We start from the raw sequence: 21,083 nt of genomic DNA on the forward strand, positions 1-21,083 counted from the left end.
CGCAACATGCCAGGCATCGGGCGCGGCAGCTTCACGCGCTGCCGTGGGTGAACAGCTCGACCACGCCGCGGGGTGCGTTGTTGTCGAAGAACAGCGTCAGGTTGCGATCGGCCGCGGCAGCAGCGGACGCGCTGCGGGGGAAGAGATCCGTTTCATAGGCGGCGAGCGCCGCTTCGACGTCGCCGGGATGGGCGGCGATGGCGTTCGCGAGTTCGGCGCCGTCGTACATGGCCAGGTTGGCACCCTCGCCCGCGAAGGGTGACATCAGATGCGCCGCGTCGCCGAGCAGGGTCACGCCGGGTAGGCGATTCCAGCGATGGCCGACCGGCAGCGCGTGGATGGGGCGGGGCACGGGGTCGGTTTCGCTGCGGGTGATGAGCGCGGTCAGCGCCGGCGCCCAGCCATCGAATTCCGCCGCGACGCGGGCCAGCGCCGTCGCCGGGTCGGTGACGAAGTCGATGCCCGCGATCCAGTCCTGCGGTTTGTTCAATGCCGCATACGTGCGCAGCGCACCATCGGCTTCGCGGTGCGCGATGATGCCCTTGCCCGGCGCCATCGCGATCAACGTGATGCCGCCCACGGTTGCGGCGTCCGAGCCGTAGCGGTTCTCGTGGTCACGCAGACAGGTCTCGATGAACGAGGTGCCGACATAGCGCGGTTTTGCCGCGGAGAGCAGCGGGCGGACCCGCGACCAGGCGCCATCCGCACCCACGAGGAGATCGGTTGTCACCATTGCGCCGTTGGCAAAGGTCAACCGGTGGCGTCCGTCGCCGCACGCCGACACCGACTTGAGCTTGTGTGCCCAGTGGATCGTGCCGGCCGGCAGCGAGTCGAGCAGCATCCGGCGCAGATCGCCCCGGTCCGCCTCCGGTCGACTGCCGTTGCCCTTGTCGGGCTGGTCGAGCAGAACGTTGCCGTCCTTGTCGAGCACCCGCTGCGCCTCGGTACCCGCGTGGATGATCGCGCGGAACGCCTCGAACAATCCGGCAGCCTTGAGCGCAAGCTGCCCGTTGTACGGGTGGATATCGAGCAAGCCTCCCTGCGCGCGTGCATCCGCCGAGTCTTCCGCCTCGTAGATCGTGGCGGCGATACCGTGAACATGCAGGACGCGCGCAAGCGTCAGCCCGCCGAGGCCGGCGCCGATGATCGTGACGGGCGTATTCATCATGGTTTCCTGAGGATTGCGGGGCCGCCTATGGAACGACGTTCCATGCATGTTGGAACGACGTTCCATCCGTGTCAAGATGCAGCATGATCAAGAAAATACGCACCACGCCACGGCGCGAAGCCTCGCTGTCGCGTGACCGCATCGTTGAAGCGTCGATCGAGTTGCTGGATCGCAACGGCGAAGCCGGCCTGACATTCCGCGCCCTGTCCGAACGGCTGGCCACCGGCCCGGGTGCCCTCTATGGCCACATCGCGAACAAGGACGATCTGCTGATCGCCGCCTGCGACGCCATCGTCGCCCGCACGATGTCCGAATGCGCGATCGGCGCCACGCCGCAGGCCACCTTGCGCGCCATGGCGCTGGGCATGTTCGACACCATCGTCGCGCATCCGTGGGTCGGCTCGGCGCTCACCCGCGCGCTGGGACAGTTGCCCATCGTGCGCCTGCTCGAACGCACGGGCCAGCAGGTTGGCGCGCTTGGCGTGCCGGAGGACGAGCAGTGGGCCGCGGTGTCCGCCTTGCTGAGCTACATCCTCGGCGTCGGTGGGCAGAACGCGGTCAACGGGCAACTCGCCCGGGCGCGCGACATCGACCGATCCACGTTCCTGGAGGGATTGTCGACCACGTGGTCGCAGCTCGATCCACAGACGTACCCGTTCACCCGCCGTGTTGCGGGACGCCTGCGCAGTCACGACGACCGCGCCGATTTTCTCGCCGGCTTCGATTTCATCCTGCGCGGCATCGAGCGCTCCAGCTCCTGACCGGTGGGTGGATGCGACCGTCTCTGGCGCCATCGTGGGTGACCGCGGTGCCGGTCGGCCGGCGACTGACATATGGCCTGGAGTATCTATTCAATCCATGGCTATTCAAGGCGCCTCACCCGGACATCTCGACTTCTGGCAGCGCGTGGCGCAACACCCGCAACTGAGCGCCGACTTCCGCGCCATCGCCAACAGCAACCGGAGCCGGCTGGATCGCCCACGCCAGCGCTTCGGCTGACGCGCGATACCCCGTAGCGGCGGTCGTGCTTGACATCGGAGCGTGTGTATTGATGTACTGATACACATGGACGCATCGGTACTCACCATACAACCCAGCGCCAGCGAGCCGATCTATCGGCAGATCGTCGAACAGTTGCGCCGGCTGATTGCCGGCGGCCAGCTCGCCCACGGCGAATTGCTGCCGTCCGTGCGTGAGGTCGCCGGTTTCCACGCGATCAATCCGATGACGGTATCGCGCGCCTATGGCATCGCCGAAAGCGAAGGTCTGGTCGAGCGCCTGCGCGGCAAGGGCATGGCAGTGATCGCCACGCGCAAGAGCGGAGAGAGCGAAAGCCATCGGCTGGCCCTGCTGGAATCACAGTTGCAGGCGCTGGCGCGCCAGGCCAACGAACTCGAATTGCCTGCCGCATCGGTGTTGCGGCGATTGACCAAGCTGCTGGGGGAATGAGATGAATGCCATGCTTCGGGAAACAGGAATTGCCGTCGCTCCGCTCGCCGCGCGCGGGCTGGTCCACTCATATGACGGCAGCACCGTGCTCAACGGGGTCGATCTGGTGTTGCCGCCCGGCAGCGTGCTCGGCCTGATAGGACGCAACGGGGCCGGCAAATCCACCCTGATCCGCGCCATGCTGGGGCTGTTCAAACCTCAAGGCGGCGAGGCCACCGTGTTCGGCGAACCAGCGCTGACGCTCAGTGACGCCACCAAGGCACGCATCGCCTACGTGCCGCAGCAGCCCGACGCATTGGCCTGGCTCACGGTGCGGCAGATGCTGGATTTTGTCGGCCGCTTCTATCCGCGCTGGGACGAGGCCTTCGTACAAAACACCTTGACCCGCTGGCAGATCCCATCCAACAAGTTGCTGGCGAAACTGTCACCGGGCGAACGCCAGCGGGTGGACCTGATCCGTGCACTGGCCTCGCAGCCGGAACTGCTGGTGCTGGACGAGCCGGCCGCCGCGCTCGATCCGTTTGCCCGCCGCGAGCTGCTGCGGGAGGTGGCGCTGCGCGGGGGCGAATCGGGCACCACGGTGCTGTTTTCCACCCATATCGTGTCCGACTTGGAACGCGTGGCGTCGCACATTGCCCTGCTGCAATGGGGAAAGGTCCGACTGCACTGCAGCGTGGACGAAACCAAGGAACGCTACGCACGGCTGTGGCTGCCGGCGCACTTGGGCAGCGCCGCGCCTGCACATGCCATCAGCCAACGCCGCCACGATGACGGCAGCCTCAGCCTGGTGGTCGAGCGCGACGCACAAGGGCAATGGCCGCGAGCGTCCCAGCTTGCCGGTGCCCGCATCGATGTGCTGGGGCTGGAGGATCTGTTCGTGGCGATCGCCGCATGAACCCGCTGCCGTGGCTGCGGATGCCGTGGTACTGCGCATACCCTTCGACACGCTGGTTCACCGTGGTGGTGTACGCCTTGTGCGCCGCCGGTGCGGTGGCGAGCAGCCTTCTAGTCAATCCAGATCGCTGGAAGATGTGCCTGTTATGTCTGTTCATTGGCCAGATCACGTTGTGGACGGTGTTCCTGCCCAATACGTTGCGGCTGGCCGTGGACATCCATGCTCTGCGCGTACCGGGCGTCCAGCAGCAGATCGTCGGCAGCCTGTTGCTGTATGGCGCGCTAACCGTGGTGATGCCCGCGGCCTGGCTGACCACGCAGGGGGCGCCGGTGTGGTCGGTCGCCGCCGTGCTGGCGCTTTCTGTCTGCGGCGGCATGGCCTGGGTCCTTGTGCCACGCTATCTCGGCTTCTTTTTCGGCTTTTTTCCCTATCTGCTGACCATCGCGTCTTCGCGCTTGAACCTTTCCCTGGGTGATCCGCAGACCACCAGGCTCGCCGCTCTGTTGGCGCTGGTGCTACTGCTGATTGCCATCGGGCGTGGGCGCCGGTTGATCCATGATGGCGCTTCCATGCGCGGCTGGTCATCGCCCATGCTGTTGCAGGTGCGCCCTGCGGGCCGCACGAGCGGCGCGTTCGAGCAGTGGCGGCTGCGCCAGCGACCCGAGTCGCTGCGTATCCTTCCCGACCTGGCCGGCGCTGGCCCATCCCGGCCCGGCATGGCGGTGCGGATCGCGCTGGGTGGCGCCTACCTGCCGCGAACGGGGTTGAGCTACGCCAGGTATTTGGCCAGGGTTTTTGGCGCCGCTGCCGTGGTGCTGTGCATGTTCCTAGTGCCTGACCTGATCGCCGGACACGGCCCTGTCGCGCTGTTCGAGGCCATGCGCGAGATCCTGCATGTCGCGTTGCCGTCGTTCGCCATCGCCCTGACCGTCGTGGCCGGAACGGCGATAAGTGCAAGCAGCGTGGCGCTTCTGAAAGGACGCTGGCAACGCGTCAGTGGTGAGCTGCCTTTGCTGGCGCTATTGCCGGGGTTGGGCGACGGATCTCGCGCCCGCCGTATTCTGCTGCGTGCGGGCCTGAGCGTGCCCTTGGCCATGCACACTGCGGTGGCGCTGTTGCTGGGCGCCGCTATGCTGCTTTGGCACGGCCACGCATACGAACTGGCTTTTCTGCTGCTGGCGCAGCTGGGCTCGGCCACCGTCACCACCGCCCTGCTGCTGGACTTTTTCGGGGGCCGGCCGGTCGGCCCGTGGCACAGCGCGATGCTTCACGGCGCGTGCTTCACGCTGACCCTGCTGAGCCTGGGTTTGCCGTGGGCATGGAGCCACCTTCACGTCGGCTGGGCCCACGAACTGCTCTCACCGCTCGCCCTGGGGTGGCTGCTCTTGGCACTGGCCATGTCATGGCTCGGCCGGCGCGGCTGGCAGGAATTGCAGCAGATTCCGCACCCCTTCCTTGCGCATCAATAGTGACCGCCGCGATCACGATTCCGGCGGATCACGGCGGCGCGTATGCGTGACCGCGCCCACGATGCCCACCCCTAGCAGCACCACGCCGCCGGCCACGATCCACTGCGATGGCACGTGCATCAGGTAAGCCACGTACGCCAGCCCGCCGATCACGACGACCATGCCAATCAGATAGAGCGCGAATGAGGACATGGTTGTCTCCGTGATGGCGATCAGCGCATTGAACCGGTGTAGCGATCAGTGCGGGGTGAAGACGATGGCGCTGCTTCCGCGTGGGATCCGGGGCTTGCCGTTGCCTTGACGCCTCCTTGGCGCCCGCCCACCCATGCTGATGCCCTTGCAGCGGGAGCAGCGTGTGACCGAATCGATCAGCCTGTCACGATACGCCCAGATCGGCGCCTTCCTGTTGCGCTATCGCAAGGCAGGCCTGTTCAACGGGCTGGATCTGGATCTGCAGGAGGCTGCGCTGGCGCAGGAAGCCGATCCGGTAGAATCGGGGCGACCCGAACAGTTCGTGGATGACCTGGAAGCACTCGGCCCCACGTTCATCAAGGTGGGCCAGGCCTTGTCGACGCGGCCGGACATGGTACCGCCAGCCTATCTTGCCGCCCTGGAACGTATGCAGGATGACGTCGCACCCGTGCCGGTGGCGGAAGTGCGGGCGATGATCGAGGCGGAACTTGGCGCGCGCATCGGCGTGCTGTTCGGCAGCTTCGACGACCAGCCGCTGGCGGCCGGCTCGATGGCGCAGGTGCATGCGGCCACCTTGCGCGATGGTCGCGAGGTGGTGGTGAAGGTGCAGCGCCCGCACATCGCGCAGACGTTGCGCGAGGACCTGGCCATTCTGGAAAAGCTGGCCGGCGCCGCGGACCGGCTTACCGACATGGGCCGGCGCTACGGCTTTGCCGACTGGGTGCACGAACTGCGCCACAGCCTGGCCAACGAGATCAATTTCGCGCTGGAGGCCGACAACCTGCGCCGCTTCGCCGCCAACCTGCACGATTACCAGCACCTGTATGTGCCACAGCCGCTGGACAACTTCACCACCGAGCGCGTGCTGACGATGGATCGCGTGCGCGGCATCAAGGTCACCCACGTCCCGCCGGTGCGCCGCATGGAGCATCCGCTGCAGCAGCAGGCACAGGAGTTGCTGCGCGCCTACCTCGACCAGGTGTTCGTGCACGGCCTGGTGCATGCCGACCCGCACCCCGGCAATGTGCTGCTGATGGACGACCAGCGGCTGGCGCTTTTCGACCTGGGCATGGTGGCGCGGCTGCCGCCACATACACGCCAGAGCCTGCTGAAGTTGATGCTGGGCGCGATCGGCGGCAACGGCGACCAAGTGGGCGAGATCAGCGAATCGATGGGCACGCCGCTGCAGGACTTTCGCCATAGCCAGTACCGCCGCAGCGTCGACCAGCTGGTTTCGGGCTACGCGGGATTGCACGATGCCAGCCGCGCCTTTTCCGAAGGGCGGCTGATTCTGGAACTGACCCGGGTGGGCGCGGCCTGCGGACTGCGGCCGCCGCCGGAGCTGACCATCCTGGGCAAGACCTTGTTGAACCTGGAGGCGGTCACCACCGCGCTGGATCCCACGCTGGATACCCGCGCGGTCGTCGAGCAGCACCTGCAGCAGATGATGCGCCACCAGGCGCTGAGCTCGCTGTCACCGGCCAACCTGGCCAGCGAGTGGCTGGACCTGCAGGAGCTGGCGCGGCGCACGCCGCAGCACATGGGCGCCATCCTGCGCACGCTGGCGGAGAACCGCCTGCGGGTGCGCATCGACGGGCTGGAAGAATCCCGCATGATGGAAAGCCTGCAGAAGATCGCCAACCGCATCGCCACCGGCGTGATCGTGGCCGCGCTGGTGATCGGCGCCGCGCTCACCGCCCGCATGCAGGGCGGTGCCAGCCTGTTCGGCCTGCCCATCCTGTCCGCACTGTTCATCATCGTGGCCGCCATCCTGGGCGCGGGGTTGATCCTCAGCGCGTTGCGGCGCGACCGCAAGGTGGACCGGGCCGCGGATCGCACGCCCGACTGATTCATCCACGCACGCGGGATGCGATCACGCCGAAGGCTTGCCCCAGGCCCACATGCATCCGCCATGTTGTGGGTACTCCGGTATGGACGTCCATTTGAGTCGGGCCTCCTCTCGCATGGTCACCGGATCGGCACGCATTTACAAACCGATTTCTTAACATGTACTATGAATACATGTTTATCGGCACAGGCTTCCACTCCCCCTGCGATCCGTTTCCCGCCTTCTGAACAAGGCACACCGCCCGCTCGCCATCCATCGCCTCTCCCCCGGCGAATTCGATAGACGCACCATTGGATTATCCCCCGGTGACCAACAACAACCGTCGCCCCGTTCGCCCGGGGCCGCGCCATGCGTCCGCGCCGCGCCGGCGCGCCGCAACGCCCTGCCTTCTCGCCCTTTGCATTGCCGGCGTGCTGGCCGGGCCATCTCATGCCGACGAACCGGTGGCGGCAACCACCCTGTTGCCGATATCCGTCCAGGCGGAAGCCAGCCCGCTGGTAAATGCGCCCGCGGTCGATGTGCAAGTCAGCCGCGAGCGGCTGCAGCAGCAGAACGTCAGCAGCAGCGCGGACGCACTGAAGTACGTGCCCAACATGATCGTGCGCACGCGCTACATCGGCGATCCGAACGCGGTGATCAGCGGGCGCAATGCCGGCACGCTGCAAAGCGCACGCAGCCTGGTTTATGCCGACGATCTGCTGCTGTCCAACCTGATGACCAACGGCTGGGACGGCGCCCCGCGCTGGGGCATGGTGGCCGCCGAGGAAATCGGCGCGGTCGACGTGCTGTATGGGCCATATTCCGCGCTCTACCCCGGCAATTCTTTGGGTACCACCGTGCTGATCCACACCGTGCTGCCGCAGCATCGGGTCGCCAGCGTGAGCACGCAGCTCATGAGCCAGGATCATCACGATGCCTACGGCAACGAAGGCCACTACAGTGGCCACCAGGTCGCCGCCACTCTGGGTGACAAACACGGTCGCTGGAGCTGGTTGCTGGCGTTGAGCCGGCTGGACAACAAAGGCCAGCCCATGCAGTACGCCACCGCCATCCGCGGCGGTGATGCCGCCGCCGCGATACCGGTCAGCGGCGCCACGCTCGATCGCAACCCGAACGGCACACCACGGCTGGTCTACGGCGCCAACAGCATCGAGCACACCGTGCAGACCCAGGCCAAGCTGAAAGTTGGCGTGGATATCAGCGACCATGTCGCCGCGTTGTTCACCCTCGGCGGATGGCACGACGACGCCGAGAATCGTACCCGCAGTCTGATCCGCGATGCGGATGGCCAACCAGTCAGCAGCGGTGTGATCAACGCAGCGGGCCAGACCTGGACGTTGCCGGCCAGTGGCCTTGCGCCCACGTCGCGGCGCGACACACACGTGCTCTACGGCGCGCAGTTGAAGGGCCGTTTCGACAACGGCTGGCACTGGAGCGCGGCGGCCAGTCATTACGATTTCCTGCGCTCGGAGGCAGCCACCGCAACGCAGCCCGAAGCCGGCACGCCGCGTGGCGGCCCCGGCACCATCGCCGACCTGCGCGGCTCCGGCTGGTCCACGTTCGATCTGCGTAGCTACGGTCCGCTCGGCCAGCAAAACACGTTGTATGCCGGCGTGCATGACGACCGCTATGTGCTCGATACCCGCGTGCGCCATGCCGGCCACTGGCGCGGCGATGCGGACGGTGCGCCGGTCAGCGCGTTCGGCGGGCGCACCCGTACCCGCGCCATCTATCTGCAGGACGTGTGGAGCCTCGCGCCGGCCTGGGCGCTGACCCTCGGCGGACGGCTGGAGCAGTGGCGCGCCTACGGCGGCGTGCTCGGCGACGCAAGCAACACGCTGCGCTACGCGGACCGTCAGCGCACGGATTTCTCGCCCAAGGCCGCGTTGAGCTGGGACATCGCCGACGTCTGGCAACTGCGGCTGGCGCATGGCAGGGCGGTGCGCTACCCGACGGTGGCCGAGCTGTTCCAGGGCACGATTTCCGGCAATGCCATCGTCAACAACAATCCCCGGCTCAAGCCCGAGATCGACGACTCCACCGACCTGACCCTGAGCCGGCAGACGAGCCAGGGCCACTGGCGCATCTCGCTGTTCCAGGACCGCATCGCCGACGCGCTGTACGCGCAGACCGATATCACCGTCACACCCACCGTCACCAGCGTGCAGAACATCGACCTGACGCGCGTGCGCGGCGTCGAAGGCGAACTGGTCGCGACCGATGTGTGGATAGCTGGGCTCGACATCTCCGCCAGCCTCGCCCTCAACGACGCCAAGACATTGCGCGACCGCCAGTACCCGAGCGCCAACGGCAAGGTCTTCCCGCGGATCCCGAACATCCGCGCCAGCCTGTTCGCCGATTACCGCTTTGCGCCGCAATGGGATGCCTCGCTCGGCATTCGTCACTCCGGCCATCAGTACGGCACGTTGAACAACAGCGATTTCGTCGACACCTACGGCGCGGTAAGCCGCTTCACCGTGGTCGACGCGAAGCTGCGCTGGCGCTTCTCGCCGCGCTGGACGGCGGCGCTCGGCGTGGACAACCTCACCAACGCCCGTTACTGGGTCTACCACCCGTACGCCGGCCGCACCGCGTTTGGCCAACTGCGCTGGGAGTTGTGATGGCGCACCCATGGTCTTTGCCGCGCATGCTGACGGTGGTCGCGCTGGCCCTGTTGCCCCTGACCCTTCCCGCCCGGGACATGACGCCGTCCGCCGCCCCGGCGCTGGGCGCCAGCGCGGCCTTCGATACGCTGGGCCGGCTGTACGTGGTCGACACGGCGGATGGCCACGTGCGCTTGCGTCGCTCCGACGATGAGGGCACCACCTTCACCGTGCCGGTAAACGTGAACACGACCGCCGAGCCGATTTATGCCGAAGGCGAGAACCGGCCGAAGATCGCGCTCGGCCCGCACGACGAGCTGTATGTGAGCTGGTCGCAGCCGCGCGCGAAACCATGGACCGGTTTCGTCCGCTTTGCCCGCTCGCTGGATGGCGGCGACCATTTCTCCGCTCCGTTGACCGTGCACCGCGACCGCCGCGAGATCACCCACCGCTTCGACGCGATGGCCGTGGACGGCCACGGCCGCGTGGTCATCGCCTGGATCGACAAGCGCGACCTGGAAGCGGCCAACGCCGCGAACAAACCCTATGAAGGCGCGGCGACGTACTACAGCTGGACGGATGACGGCATCCACTTTGTCCCCGAGCGCAAGCTGATGGACCAGAGCTGCGAATGCTGCCGCATCGCGCTGGCACGAACGGCGCAAGGTGGCGTGGCGGCGTTCTTCCGGGGCATCTGGGACGACAACCGGCGCGACCACGCATTTGCCGAACTGCGTACGGACGGCCAAACGGGTCGGGCCACACGCGCCACCTTCAGCGACTGGCGGATCGCCGGGTGTCCGCATCAGGGACCGGGCCTGGCGATCGGTGCCGACGGTGTCCGCCATGCCGTCTGGTATGAGGCCACACACGGCCCCACGCTCTGGTACGGCCAGCTCGATCCGGGGCATACGCCGCGCCACAAGCTGGCGCTCGCCTTTGCCGGTGCGGCCCATGCGGACGTTGCGACAGACGGCCCGAATGTGTGGCTGGCCTGGAACCAGATCGATGCCGCCGGCTACGCGCTTGTCGTGCGCACATCCACGGATGGCGGCGTGCATTTCAGTGCACCGCGAACCCTGGCGCGCAGCCACGGCGACGTGGGCTCACCCCAATGGCTGCTGCACCAGCATCGCGCCTATGTGGCATGGAACACCGCGACCGGCTTCCGACTTCTCAAGCTCGATGGAGCACCCCGATGAAACCCTGGTTGTTTTTGCTCGCCTTCGCCCTGCCGGGCCTTTCCGCCGCCGCCTCGCTGCAGCCGCTGAACGCCGATGCCGTCGATGTCCTGTTGCAACCGCCAGCCCGGGGCGAGCGCTTCATTGCGCTGTGGTCACTGGATTGCGCGTACTGCGAGGCCAACATGCAGACCCTCGCCCGGCTGCAGCAAGCGCATCCGGAGCGGATCGAGCTGGTGACCGTCGCCACCGACAGCATTGCCCAGCGCGACGCCATAAGCGCGCGCCTGGATGCCGCCGGCATGGAGCAGTGGCCGGCCCGCGCCTATGCCGACACGACGCCGGATCGCATCAATTACCTGATTGATCCGCAGTGGGGAGGCGAGATGCCACGCACGCTGGTGATCCGTGCCGATGGTTCGCGCCGCGGCCTCAGCGGCGCACTGACACCGGAACAATTGGCCAAGCTGCGTTGATGCGCGCAAGGCTGCCCGATTCAGGACGCGCCGCGCTTCGCCTTGGGCCCGGGCTTGCGCGCCGCGGCCACCGCCGACTTGCGCGCCGGGGCCACGGCGGGTTTGCGCGCGGTACCCAGCGCCGGTTTGCGCGCAACCTTGGCCACCGGCTTCGCGGGCAAGCGACGCCCACGCGCCGGCTCATCGACCGCGAATCCCGAAAGCAGTTCGTTCAAGACGCCCTGGTTCTGCGCCAGGTCCGCCAGGGTATAGCTGTCCAGCACGGTGAAGAACGCCACCCTGGCTTCATGCATGGCCTTCCTGAGCCTGCAGGCGGAAACGATCACGCAATCGGCCTTGACCGGGTCCATGCAGGGTGCCGTCGCCATGTCGGGCTCCGTACGACGGATCAGCTCCCCCAGCAGTATCGACTCCGCCGGGCGCGCCAGCCGCAGCCCACCGCCCTTGCCCCGGGTGGTGGCCAGGTAGCCGGCCTGGCCCAGTTCATGGACCACCTTCATGAGGTGGTTCTTGGAAATGTCGTAGCTCTCGGCGATCTGCGCGATGGTTGGCAGCGGATCCGGCCGCACGGCAACAAAGATCAGCACCCGGAGGCAGAAGTCCGTGTATGTGGTCAGACGCATTGCATGCCCTTCACTGCCCTCGACGAATTGAACCGGTACCGCGTCTGCCGGAACGCGATGAACTGCATTGGCACCATCGTGGTCCGCACCGCCACCGTTCGCAATGCCGATCTCCGGATTGTAGCCGCCGCCCCGCATGGCGACCGTGAATGGACAACGGCGCGGGACGGAGGTTTCCGTACACATTGTCGCAGCGGCATCCGGCGGGCATGGATAAAAGGCCGCTCTCGATCATGCGTGGTGATGCCGGCGCTGACATCGATCAATGCAACCGCTGTTTTCCGCCTTTTTTCCTTGCCAACAAAGGCGCATGCACATAAGATGTATTACACATACATCTTATGTGCATGATGTCGCAGCCAGGCCCGAAGACCCGTGATGACAGCCTCTCCACCGCCGTACCGAATGCCCGTGAAAAAGCAGGGTTGCCGGACTGCGGGCATGCCGCGCCCGGTGATCACGTCGCACTCTCCCGCGCACCCTGAAATCCTGAATCCATCCTTGCGCCTGCAAGGCCATTCATGGAAACGGGACCTCGGTACCAGCGAGCTTTCCGGCTAGCCGGCATCGCATCGCGATGACCAAGTCATCGCAAGGGAAATAACGCAACTACCTCTGCACGCATGGGCGCATTTCGTCCTTGCGGAGGAAGCCTGCGCCAAAAATTCTTCCACCGCCCGAAAGGAAACCACCACGTGAAATGCCTGATCGTCGCAATGGCCATGATGGCTCTTGCCATTACCGACTCAGCGGTTGCCGCAAGTCGAAGTTTCGAGATGAATATCCAGGACACGGAAATCACCCTGGTCAATAACCAGAAGTACCACACGTTCGCATTCAACGGACAGGTGCCGGCACCGCTTATCTATGCCGACGAAGGCGACGACATAACCGTTGTCGTGAACAACCTGACCGCAATGAATCACACCATCCACTGGCATGGCCTTTTCCAGAAAAACAACTGGAAGATGGATGGTGTACCGGGCGTGACGCAGGAGGCGATCAAGCCGGGTGAAAGCTTCACCTATCACTTCAAGGCCGAGCCGGCCGGGACGCTCTGGTACCACTGCCACGTCAACACCAACGAGCACGTGGACCTGCGCGGCATGTGGGGTCCGTTGATCATTCGACCGAAACACCCGACGGCCCTGGAAAAGACCGTCACCAAGGACTTCATCCTGATGTTGTCCGAGTGGGACTCCAAATGGGCCGATAAACCCGGTTCCGGCGGCCTCCCCACCGACCAGCCCGATTATTTCACCATCAACGGGAAATCGTACCCGGAAGTGCAGCCGATTCGCATCAAGGAAGGCGACGTGGTGCGTATCCGCCTGATCGGCACCGGTGACAAGGTGCACAGCATCCACATCCACGGCCACGATTTCCTGATCGCATTCAAGGATGGCCAGCCGCTGAAAAGCCCGATCGTGGCGGACACCGTGCTTATCGGCCCGGGAGAACGCTACGACCTGATTTTCAAGGCGGACAACCCGGGTCGCTGGATGGTCCACGACCATATCGAAAGCCACACGGTCAACGGCAACCAGCCGATGGGCGGAATCATGACCGTCATCGAGTACGAGGGTATTCCCAACGACCCCTGGTATGAGCTCGGCGACCACAAGTTTGTGCCGAACTTCTATTACGAAGAATCACTGAAGAAAGGTCCCGGCTTCTACAACGCCGACGTATTCCACGGCAAGGTCATCGAGTAACCAGGGAGGTTGAATCACATGCGATCACTATCAGTTGTTTTTCTTGCGTTGCTGGCTGGCCTCGGCATGGCGGATACCGCCATGGCAGCGGGCGGAGCGGATGTTCTTCAGCAGCAATGTTCATCGTGTCATGCACTGACCAAACCGGCGGACGCCAGCCTCGACCGGCTATGGGAGCGCAAGGGTCCTGACCTCTATTACGCGGGCGTGAAGTTCAATCGCGAGTGGCTGGAGGCATGGCTGCAGAACCCGACCACCATCCGGCCCGGTGGCGTCATGTATGCCAAGGCGATCAAGGCCTCGGCGGACAAGACCGCCGACACCATCGACACCGGCAAGCTCACGCCGCACGTGAAGCTCGGCAAGGCCGATTCGGCCGCGGCGGCCGACGCGCTGATGAAGCTCGGTGCCGATCTGAACCTGGTGCAGAAGGGTGCGTTCAAGAACGGATCACCCGGCCCGATGGCCAAGATGCTGTTTTCCAAGCTGCGCGGCTGTTCGTCCTGCCATAGCGCAAAGGGCGGCGACGGTGGCCGCTCCGGGCCGGAGCTCGGCGACGCCGGCAGCCGGCTGCAGCCGGATTTCATGGTGGCCTACATCAACAACCCGCAGAAGTTCGATCCGCACATCTGGATGCCGACGCTCGGCCTGACCGATGCCGACGTACAGAAGTTGACGGGATACCTGTTGACCCTGAAGCACACGGAGGCCCAATGAACATTCGCATGCTATGCCTCACCGGCGTCCTGTCGCTGGCCGGCCTGTCCACCTTCCCGGCATACGCCGACGATGCCACGACCCGCAGCGCCAGGGTCTACGACACCTACTGCGCGCAATGCCACGGCGCCAATCGCGACGGCAACGGCATCAACAGCACGGCCATGGCGGTCAAGCCGCGCGACCACACCGACACCAAGGGCATGGGCGACACGCCCGATGAGGAGCTGCGCAAAGCCATCAAGAGCGGCGGCGGCGCCGTGAACAAGTCGGTCTTGATGCCGCGCTGGGACGGTGTGCTCAGCGACGCGGAAATCGACGGCCTGGTCAGCTACCTGCGCGTCGTCAGCAAGAGTGGCAGCAAGTGAACTCACCCAGCAATGCAGCAAAAGGCTACCCCATGAAACTGAAGCATCTCAGCTACGCCCTCACCCTCGCCCTGGTTGCCGCCGGCAGCCTGCAGGCCAAGACGGTCGACATCACCCTGACCGCCAAAGAGGTGAGCCTGCCCATCGACAACAAGGGCACGATGGCCACCACGTGGACGTTCGACGGGCAAGTTCCCGGGCCGCTGGTACGGGTCACCGAAGGCGATACCGTCAACGTCACCCTGATCAACGACAAGGCCAACCACAACTCGCACTCGATCGACATGCATGCGTCGCAGGAAGACGTATTGACCGACTTCGAGCCGGTCAGCCCCGGCTCGGTCGGCAAGTACACCTTCGTGGCCAAGCACCCGGGGGTGTTCTTCTATCACTGCGGTGCCGACCCGATGATCCAGCACGTGGCGCGCGGCATGTACGGCGCCATCCTGGTCGAGCCGAAGGACAGCACGATGCCGAAGGCCGATCGCGAGTACGTGCTGGTGCAGTCCGAGCAGTACCCCAACCCGGAAAACGTGCCGGAGATGATGGCCAACAAGTGGAGCCATGTCGTCTTCAACGGCATCCCGTTCCGCTACGACCCGGTGCACGACGAGGCGGCCAGCAAGATGCTGCAGGCCAAGCCGGGCGAACTGGTGCGCATCTACTTCGTGAATGCGGGGCCGAACGAGTTCTCGTCGTTCCACCCGATCGCCGGCATCTGGGAGTCGGTCTACCCCAGCGGCAACCCGAAGAACGTGCTGCATGGCATGCAGTCGTACGTGGTCGGACCTGGCGACGCGGCAACCTTCGATATCCGGTCACCGAAGGAAGGCGCCAACGCGATCGTCTCCCACTCGTTGCGCCAGGCACTGACGGGTGCGATCGCCGTGTTGCAGTTCACCAATGATGCCGACCCGGCCATGGGCCACGGCGACAACATCATCGTGCGCTGAGGCGATGGCTGGTCCGGAGGCCGGCACCGCCGGCCTCCGGGCTACCTTCGTTGCCCACGCGGACGACGGACGACAACACCGCGTTGCCACGCTGCACAACACACCCCTTCTTTCTTGTCGTGGCCCGGCCACGGCGATGCATCCATCCCATGGCCCAGGCCCACGCCCGGAAACAACGCCGCAACGCCGCCGAACCGGATACCTTCCGATGATGCCCGAACTGGGTCAATTCAGCCTGATTCTTGCCTTGCTGCTTGCCGCCGTGCAGGGCGTCGTACCGATCGTCGGCGCCTGGCGCGGCAGTCCGTCGTTGATGGCGGTGGCGCGGCCGGCGGCCGCGGGACAGGCGGTTTTTGTCGCCGCGGCTTTTTTCATCCTCACCTACGGCTTTCTCACGTTCGATTTCTCGATTACCTACGTGGCCGACAACTCCAACCTCGCCCTGCCGTGGTATTACCGCGTTGCCGCGGTGTGGGGCGCGCACGAGGGATCGTTGCTGCTGTGGATCCTGATCCTCAACCTGTGGACGGTGGCGCTGGCCATCTTCAGTCGGCAACTGCCACCGGCGTTCGCCGCGCGCGTGCTGGGTGTGCTCGGCCTGGTGGCGGTCGGTTTCCTTGCCTTCATCGTGTTCACCTCCAACCCGTTCGCGCGGCTGCTGCCGATGCCGGGCAACGGCGCGGATCTGAACCCGGTGTTGCAGGACCCCGGCATGACCTTGCATCCGCCGGTGCTGTACATGGGCTATGTCGGTTTTTCGGTGGCCTTCGCATTCTCGATCGCCGCCCTGCTCGGCGGTGAGCTGGAACAGGCCTGGGTGCGCTGGGCGCGGCCGTGGACGAATGCGGCGTGGGGCTTTCTCACCGGCGGCATCGTGGCCGGCAGCTGGTGGGCGTATGCGGAGCTGGGCTGGGGCGGCTGGTGGTTCTGGGACCCGGTGGAAAACGCCAGCTTCATGCCGTGGTTGATCGGCGTGGCACTGATCCATGCCCAGGCGATCACCGAGAAACGCGGCTCGTTTCGCGCCTGGACGATTCTGCTGTCGATCTTCGCGTTCTCGCTGAGCCTGCTGGGCACCTTCCTGGTGCGCTCGGGTGTGCTGACCTCGGTGCATGCGTTCGCCTCCGATCCGCGCCGCGGCGTGTTCATCCTGATCTTCCTGGGGATCGTGGTGGGCGGCTCGTTGCTGCTCTACGCGGTGCGCTCGCCGAAAATGATCGGCCAGGGGAAGCCTTTCGCGGTGGTGTCGCGCGAGACCGCCATCCTGGTTGCCAACCTGATGTTTGCCAGTGCGGCGGGGATGGTGTTGCTGGGCACGCTGTTTCCGTTGCTCAGCGACGCGCTGCAACTGGGCAAGGTGTCGGTGGGCGCGCCGTATTTCGGTTTCCTGTTCCCACTGCTGATGCTGCCGGTGGTGTTGCTGTTGCCGTTCGGGCCGCACCTGCATTGGGGCCGCGGTGACAAGGGCGCGCTCGCGCGCGTCGCCGGCCGCGCCGCGATCGGCGCGGTCAGCTGCGCGCTGGTCATGTGGGTGCTGGTGGACGGGCAGCTGAAGGCGATCGCCGGCGTGGCCGCGGCCGTCTGGATCGGCACCGGCACCGTGCTGTTCGCGCTGAAGCGCTGCCGCGCGGTGCCGCGCGGCAGCCACTACCCGGCCGAAATGGCCGGCATGCTGCTGGCGCATCTGGGCGTGGGCGTGTTCCTGATCGGCGTGCTGCTGTCCGAACCGCTGGGCATCACGCGCGACGTGCGCATGGCGCCCGGGGAGACGCAGACGATCGGCAGCTACACCTTCCGCTTCGATGGCGTGCACGGCGTCGATGGCCCGAACTGGCACGCCGAACAGGGTGCGGTCACGATCCTCGAGGGCAGCGACGTCGTGACCGTGATGCACCCGCAAAAGCGGGTCTACGCGCGCGGTCAGGTGCAGACCGAGTCGGCCATCAACGCGGGCTGGCGGGGCGATCTTTATGTCGCGCTGGGCGAACCGATGCCAGGCGGGGATGTCGCCGGCGCCTGGACGCTACGGCTGTACCAGAAACCGTTCATCCGCTGGATCTGGTTCGGCGGGCTGTTCATGATGCTGGGCGGCTTCGTGGCCGCCGCCGACCGCCGCCTGCGCCATCCACGCACCGTGGCGGCGGTCGTGACGACGCCGGCAGTTGGGGAGTCGCTCGCATGATGCGCACGCTGCCGCTGCCGGGCTTCGCCCTGCTCACCGCGCTGTTCGGTTTTGGCATCCGGTGGAACAGCCATCACGACCCGCACGAGGTGCCTTCGCCGCTGATCGACAAGCCGGCGCCGGCGTTCGTGCTGCCCCGGCTGGACCACCCCGGCCAGAGCCTCGACAAGACCTCGATGCTGGGCCGCCCCTATCTCGTCAACGTGTTCGCCAGCTGGTGCATCGCTTGCGGCGAGGAGCATCCGGTGCTGATGACGGCGGGCCGCAAGCTCGGCATCCCGCTGATCGGCTACAACTACAAGGATGACCCGAGCGAAGCCAAGGCGTGGCTGGCGCGACATGGCAATCCGTACGACCAGGTCATCACCGACCGCAGTGGCCGTACCGCGATCGACTTTGGCGTGTATGGCGCGCCGGAGAGCTTCCTCGTCGATGCCGGCGGCGTGATCCGCTACAAGCACATCGGCCCGTTTACCGCCGAGCTGATCGCCACCGAACTCGCGCCGGCGATCGCCGCGTTGCGCAGGGAGGCGCCATGACGCGCCTGCTGTGGTGCCTGCTTGCCTTGTTCGCGGTCAGCGGCTGGGCCAGCGCCCAGGCGATCGATCCCCTGCCGTTCAAGAGCCGGGTCGAGGAGGTGCGTTTCCAGCACCTGACGAAACAGCTGCGCTGCATGGTGTGCCAGAACGAGAGCCTTGCTGATTCCAATGCCGAGTTGGCGCGCGACCTGCGACACGCGGTGTTCGCACTGATGCAGGTGGGCAAGAGCGATGCGCAGATCAAGCACTACCTGACCGAGCGCTATTCCGACTTCGTGCTGTACGACCCACCCTTCCGACGCGGCACGTTGCTGCTCTGGCTGGGACCGATCCTGCTGCTGTTGCTGACCGCGGCCGCACTGATTGCCACGGATCGCGGCCGCATCCCATCCCGAACCCAGGCGCGACAGGAGGAACCATGGTGAACCTCGCTTTCATGGCCACGGCGGCCGTCATGGTGGTCGTCACGACGGCCGCCCTCGTTTTCCCGATGGTGCGAAAAAAGCGGGACGTCGGCGATTCGCATGGGACGCTCGGCTGGGTCGTGGCCATCGCCATCGTGCTCCCCACCGGCGCGCTGGGGCTGTACGCCATGCTCGGTACGCCCGCCGCGCTGGATCGATCGGCCTACGCGGCTCCCAGCGACGTCGACAGCACGCTTGCACAGCTGCGCGCCGAGGCGCTGGAGCAACCCGATGCACTCCCGCCCTGGCTGCTGCTGGGTCGCGCCGCCGCCACCATGCAGCAACCGGATGTCGCGCTGGAGGCATTCGGTCACGCCCTGAAAATGGCGCCGGACGACCCTGACGTCATGGTGGCCTATGCCGAAGCGATGGCAGCGAAAAATGTCGACCACCGGCTCGACAAGCCGACGCTGGCGTTGCTCGAACGCGCGGTAAGCCTCAACCCCCGGCACCAGCACGGCCTGCTTCTGCTGGGCATCGCCGATTACCAGGATGAACGTTTTGCCGAGGCGGCGACGCGCTGGAAGCAGCTGCTGGCGGTGCTTCCGGCGGACTCCAGCATTGCCGACGCCATTGCAACCCAGATTGCCGACGCCGAGTCGCGCATGGCCGGCGCCCGGCCATGAACGCGGTGCCGCCCGCAGGTTTACGAATCCCCAATCCCGGCCCTCAAAACAACTCCCCCTGCGGCGACGCCTTGCGTGGCGGCACGAAGCGCGAGGTATCGAGTTTCAGGTCGTGGGCGCGAGTCAGGCCGTGTTTGCGGCAGGCGACGGTGAAGCGTGTGCGCAGCAGGTCGGCGAACACGCCCTGGCCGTGCATGCGGGTGGAGAAATCGCTGTCGTAGTCGCGGTCGCCGTTCATCTGCCGCACCAGGCTCATCACGTGTTCGGCGCGTTGCGGCACGTGCAGGGCCAGCCATTCGCGGAACAGGGTTTTCAGTTCCCACGGCAGGCGCACGGTGGTGTAGCCGGCGCTGCTGGCGCCCGCCGCCGCGGCCTGCGCCAGCACGGCTTCCATGTCGCGATCGTTGAGAGCGGGGATGATCGGCGCCACCAGGACGCCCACCGGCACGCCGGCGGCGTGCAGCGCGCCGATCGCCTGGATGCGGCGGTGCGGGGCGCTGGCGCGTGGTTCGAGTTTGGCGGCCAGGCGGTTGTCCAGTGAATTGACCGAGACCAGCACCCGCACCAGCCCCTCGCGCGCCATCGGCGCCAGGATGTCCAGGTCGCGTTCCACCAGCGCGTTCTTGGTGACGATGGTGCAGGGGTGGTGGCATTCGGCCAGCAGCTCCAGCGCGGCGCGGGTCAGCCGCCAGCGTTTTTCCACCGGCTGGTACGGGTCGGTGTTGCTGCCGATGTTGATCGGGCTGACCACGTAGCCCGGCTTGGCCAGCTCGCCGCGCAACACCTCGGCAAGATTGCTTTTGGCGCGCAACCGGGTTTCGAAATCGAGGCCCGGCGACAGGTTGAGGTAGCTGTGCGACGGCCGCGCAAAACAATAGATGCAACCGTGCTCGCATCCGCGGTACGGGTTGATCGCCTGGCTGAAGCCGATGTCGGGCGAATCGTTGCGGCTGATCACGCTGCGGGCGCGTTCCTCGGTGACTTCGGTGCGCGGGCGCGGCGTCTCCTCGTCCAGCAGTTCGCGCGGCCAGCCGTCGTCCTCCGCCTGGTGGCGGATGTTCTCGAAGCGACCTTCGGGATTGGAGGCGGCGCCGCGGCCCTTGAGTGCGCGGCGATCAGGCGGAACGTTCATCGGCGCAGTGTGCCGCGGCGGCGTCTCAGCGCATGCGAAGGGCCACGTCCTGCGGCGGCGGACGTACTCACAGCGGCTATACACCCGGGCACGGATTCTTGGCGGGCGCGGCTCCGGGGCGCCGCGCGCTATCCAACGCCTCGTCTGATCAAGGAGTTCGTGATGACTGCCACTGGATTGATCATTTTTCTTGTCATTGGTGCGATCGCCGGCTGGCTGGCCGGGCTGATCGTGCGCGGTTTCGGCTTCGGCCTGCTGGGCAATATCGTGGTCGGCATCATCGGCGCGTTTCTGGCCGGCTGGCTGCTGCCGGCGCTGGGCGTGGGTTTCAGCCTGGGCAGCCCGATCGTCACCAGCATCGTGTACGCGATGATCGGCGCGATCGTGTTGCTGGTGATCATCGGATTGATCAAGCGCGCCTGACCGATGGGCGCAAAAGAAAACGCAGCGGCTCGCGCCGCTGCGTTTTTTTGTGGCCGTCG

Annotated in this window: 23 protein-coding genes; 19 read left to right on the plus strand and 4 right to left on the minus strand. The window is 65.9% G+C overall.

Annotated elements, in window-relative coordinates:
• Positions 1-31: 31 nt before the first annotated feature.
• Positions 32-1,165: an FAD-dependent oxidoreductase gene (locus tag UU9_RS14175; protein ID WP_007082454.1), complete on the minus strand. Its 1,134-nt coding sequence runs from the start codon at positions 1,163-1,165 to the stop codon at positions 32-34.
• An 86-nt stretch (positions 1,166-1,251) separates the two neighbouring features.
• On the opposite strand from UU9_RS14175, the gene UU9_RS14180 reads away from it, so the two are divergent.
• From UU9_RS14180 to UU9_RS14195, 5 genes are all read left to right on the plus strand, one after another.
• Positions 1,252-1,929, plus strand: a complete 678-nt coding sequence (locus tag UU9_RS14180; RefSeq protein WP_007082455.1) for a TetR/AcrR family transcriptional regulator — start codon at positions 1,252-1,254, stop codon at positions 1,927-1,929.
• A 97-nt stretch (positions 1,930-2,026) separates the two neighbouring features.
• Entirely contained in the window at positions 2,027-2,167 is a 141-nt protein-coding gene (locus tag UU9_RS18060; protein WP_007082456.1) for a hypothetical protein, read from the plus strand.
• Positions 2,168-2,233: 66 nt separating this feature from the next.
• A complete protein-coding gene (locus UU9_RS14185) occupies positions 2,234-2,617 on the plus strand; it encodes a GntR family transcriptional regulator (RefSeq protein ID WP_007082457.1) in 384 nt (127 codons plus the stop codon).
• A 1-nt stretch (position 2,618) separates the two neighbouring features.
• Positions 2,619-3,512, plus strand: coding sequence for an ABC transporter ATP-binding protein (locus tag UU9_RS14190; RefSeq protein ID WP_007082458.1), 894 nt, complete (start codon positions 2,619-2,621; stop codon positions 3,510-3,512).
• Positions 3,509-4,981 (plus strand): hypothetical protein, encoded by a 1,473-nt coding sequence (locus UU9_RS14195; protein ID WP_007082459.1) that lies wholly within the window; start codon positions 3,509-3,511, stop codon positions 4,979-4,981. Before UU9_RS14190 ends, UU9_RS14195 begins: the two co-directional genes overlap by 4 nt.
• A gap of 12 nt (positions 4,982-4,993) precedes the next feature.
• On the opposite strand, the gene UU9_RS14200 is transcribed toward UU9_RS14195, so the two are convergent.
• Positions 4,994-5,173, minus strand: a complete 180-nt coding sequence (locus tag UU9_RS14200; RefSeq protein WP_007082460.1) for a hypothetical protein — start codon at positions 5,171-5,173, stop codon at positions 4,994-4,996.
• Between the two features lie 163 nt (positions 5,174-5,336).
• Between UU9_RS14200 and UU9_RS14205 the strand changes: the two genes are divergently transcribed.
• From UU9_RS14205 to UU9_RS14220, 4 genes are all read left to right on the plus strand, one after another.
• Entirely contained in the window at positions 5,337-7,022 is a 1,686-nt protein-coding gene (locus UU9_RS14205; protein WP_040671118.1) for an ABC1 kinase family protein, read from the plus strand.
• A 410-nt stretch (positions 7,023-7,432) separates the two neighbouring features.
• Positions 7,433-9,643, plus strand: a complete 2,211-nt coding sequence (locus UU9_RS14210; protein WP_007082462.1) for a TonB-dependent receptor — start codon at positions 7,433-7,435, stop codon at positions 9,641-9,643.
• Positions 9,643-10,827, plus strand: a complete 1,185-nt coding sequence (locus UU9_RS14215; RefSeq protein ID WP_007082463.1) for a sialidase family protein — start codon at positions 9,643-9,645, stop codon at positions 10,825-10,827. The genes UU9_RS14210 and UU9_RS14215 overlap by 1 nt, the downstream gene beginning before the upstream one ends.
• A complete protein-coding gene (locus UU9_RS14220) occupies positions 10,824-11,282 on the plus strand; it encodes a thioredoxin domain-containing protein (RefSeq protein WP_007082464.1) in 459 nt (152 codons plus the stop codon). The genes UU9_RS14215 and UU9_RS14220 overlap by 4 nt, the downstream gene beginning before the upstream one ends.
• A 20-nt stretch (positions 11,283-11,302) precedes the next feature.
• On the opposite strand, the gene UU9_RS14225 is transcribed toward UU9_RS14220, so the two are convergent.
• Complete coding sequence (locus UU9_RS14225; RefSeq protein ID WP_083839000.1) at positions 11,303-11,905, minus strand: RrF2 family transcriptional regulator; 603 nt, start codon at positions 11,903-11,905, stop codon at positions 11,303-11,305.
• Positions 11,906-11,908: 3 nt separating this feature from the next.
• On the opposite strand from UU9_RS14225, the gene UU9_RS18065 reads away from it, so the two are divergent.
• The 9 genes from UU9_RS18065 to UU9_RS14265 all read left to right on the plus strand — a co-directional run bounded on the left by UU9_RS18065 (position 11,909) and on the right by UU9_RS14265 (position 19,469).
• The gene (locus UU9_RS18065) at positions 11,909-12,256 is read left to right on the plus strand and encodes a hypothetical protein (RefSeq protein ID WP_156804307.1); all 348 of its coding nucleotides are present in this window, start codon (positions 11,909-11,911) and stop codon (positions 12,254-12,256) included.
• A gap of 344 nt (positions 12,257-12,600) precedes the next feature.
• Positions 12,601-13,620: a multicopper oxidase domain-containing protein gene (locus UU9_RS14230; protein ID WP_040671096.1), complete on the plus strand. Its 1,020-nt coding sequence runs from the start codon at positions 12,601-12,603 to the stop codon at positions 13,618-13,620.
• 18 nt (positions 13,621-13,638) lie between these two features.
• On the plus strand, positions 13,639-14,337 hold the full coding sequence (locus UU9_RS14235; protein WP_040671099.1) for a c-type cytochrome: 699 nt from the start codon (positions 13,639-13,641) through the stop codon (positions 14,335-14,337).
• Positions 14,334-14,705 (plus strand): c-type cytochrome, encoded by a 372-nt coding sequence (locus tag UU9_RS14240; protein WP_007082468.1) that lies wholly within the window; start codon positions 14,334-14,336, stop codon positions 14,703-14,705. The genes UU9_RS14235 and UU9_RS14240 overlap by 4 nt, the downstream gene beginning before the upstream one ends.
• Before the next feature lie 32 nt (positions 14,706-14,737).
• Positions 14,738-15,658 (plus strand): multicopper oxidase domain-containing protein, encoded by a 921-nt coding sequence (locus UU9_RS14245; protein ID WP_007082469.1) that lies wholly within the window; start codon positions 14,738-14,740, stop codon positions 15,656-15,658.
• A 208-nt stretch (positions 15,659-15,866) separates the two neighbouring features.
• Positions 15,867-17,840 carry a heme lyase CcmF/NrfE family subunit gene (locus UU9_RS14250; RefSeq protein WP_007082470.1) on the plus strand — a complete coding sequence of 658 codons (1,974 nt, stop codon included), beginning with the start codon at positions 15,867-15,869 and terminating at the stop codon, positions 17,838-17,840.
• On the plus strand, positions 17,837-18,379 hold the full coding sequence (locus UU9_RS14255) for a DsbE family thiol:disulfide interchange protein (protein WP_007082471.1): 543 nt from the start codon (positions 17,837-17,839) through the stop codon (positions 18,377-18,379). The genes UU9_RS14250 and UU9_RS14255 overlap by 4 nt, the downstream gene beginning before the upstream one ends.
• Positions 18,376-18,804: a cytochrome c-type biogenesis protein gene (locus UU9_RS14260; protein ID WP_007082472.1), complete on the plus strand. Its 429-nt coding sequence runs from the start codon at positions 18,376-18,378 to the stop codon at positions 18,802-18,804. The genes UU9_RS14255 and UU9_RS14260 overlap by 4 nt, the downstream gene beginning before the upstream one ends.
• The gene (locus UU9_RS14265; RefSeq protein ID WP_007082473.1) at positions 18,798-19,469 is read left to right on the plus strand and encodes a tetratricopeptide repeat protein; all 672 of its coding nucleotides are present in this window, start codon (positions 18,798-18,800) and stop codon (positions 19,467-19,469) included. The genes UU9_RS14260 and UU9_RS14265 overlap by 7 nt, the downstream gene beginning before the upstream one ends.
• 43 nt (positions 19,470-19,512) lie before the next feature.
• On the opposite strand, the gene UU9_RS14270 is transcribed toward UU9_RS14265, so the two are convergent.
• Positions 19,513-20,601 carry a PA0069 family radical SAM protein gene (locus UU9_RS14270; protein WP_007082474.1) on the minus strand — a complete coding sequence of 363 codons (1,089 nt, stop codon included), beginning with the start codon at positions 20,599-20,601 and terminating at the stop codon, positions 19,513-19,515.
• 162 nt (positions 20,602-20,763) lie between these two features.
• Here UU9_RS14270 and UU9_RS14275 point away from each other — a divergent pair, with 162 nt between their 5' ends.
• Positions 20,764-21,024: a GlsB/YeaQ/YmgE family stress response membrane protein gene (locus UU9_RS14275; RefSeq protein ID WP_007082475.1), complete on the plus strand. Its 261-nt coding sequence runs from the start codon at positions 20,764-20,766 to the stop codon at positions 21,022-21,024.
• The last annotated feature ends 59 nt before the right edge of the window (positions 21,025-21,083 follow it).

It is taken from the genome of Rhodanobacter fulvus Jip2 (assembly GCF_000264315.1).
Taxonomy (GTDB): Bacteria; Pseudomonadota; Gammaproteobacteria; order Xanthomonadales; family Rhodanobacteraceae; genus Rhodanobacter; species Rhodanobacter fulvus.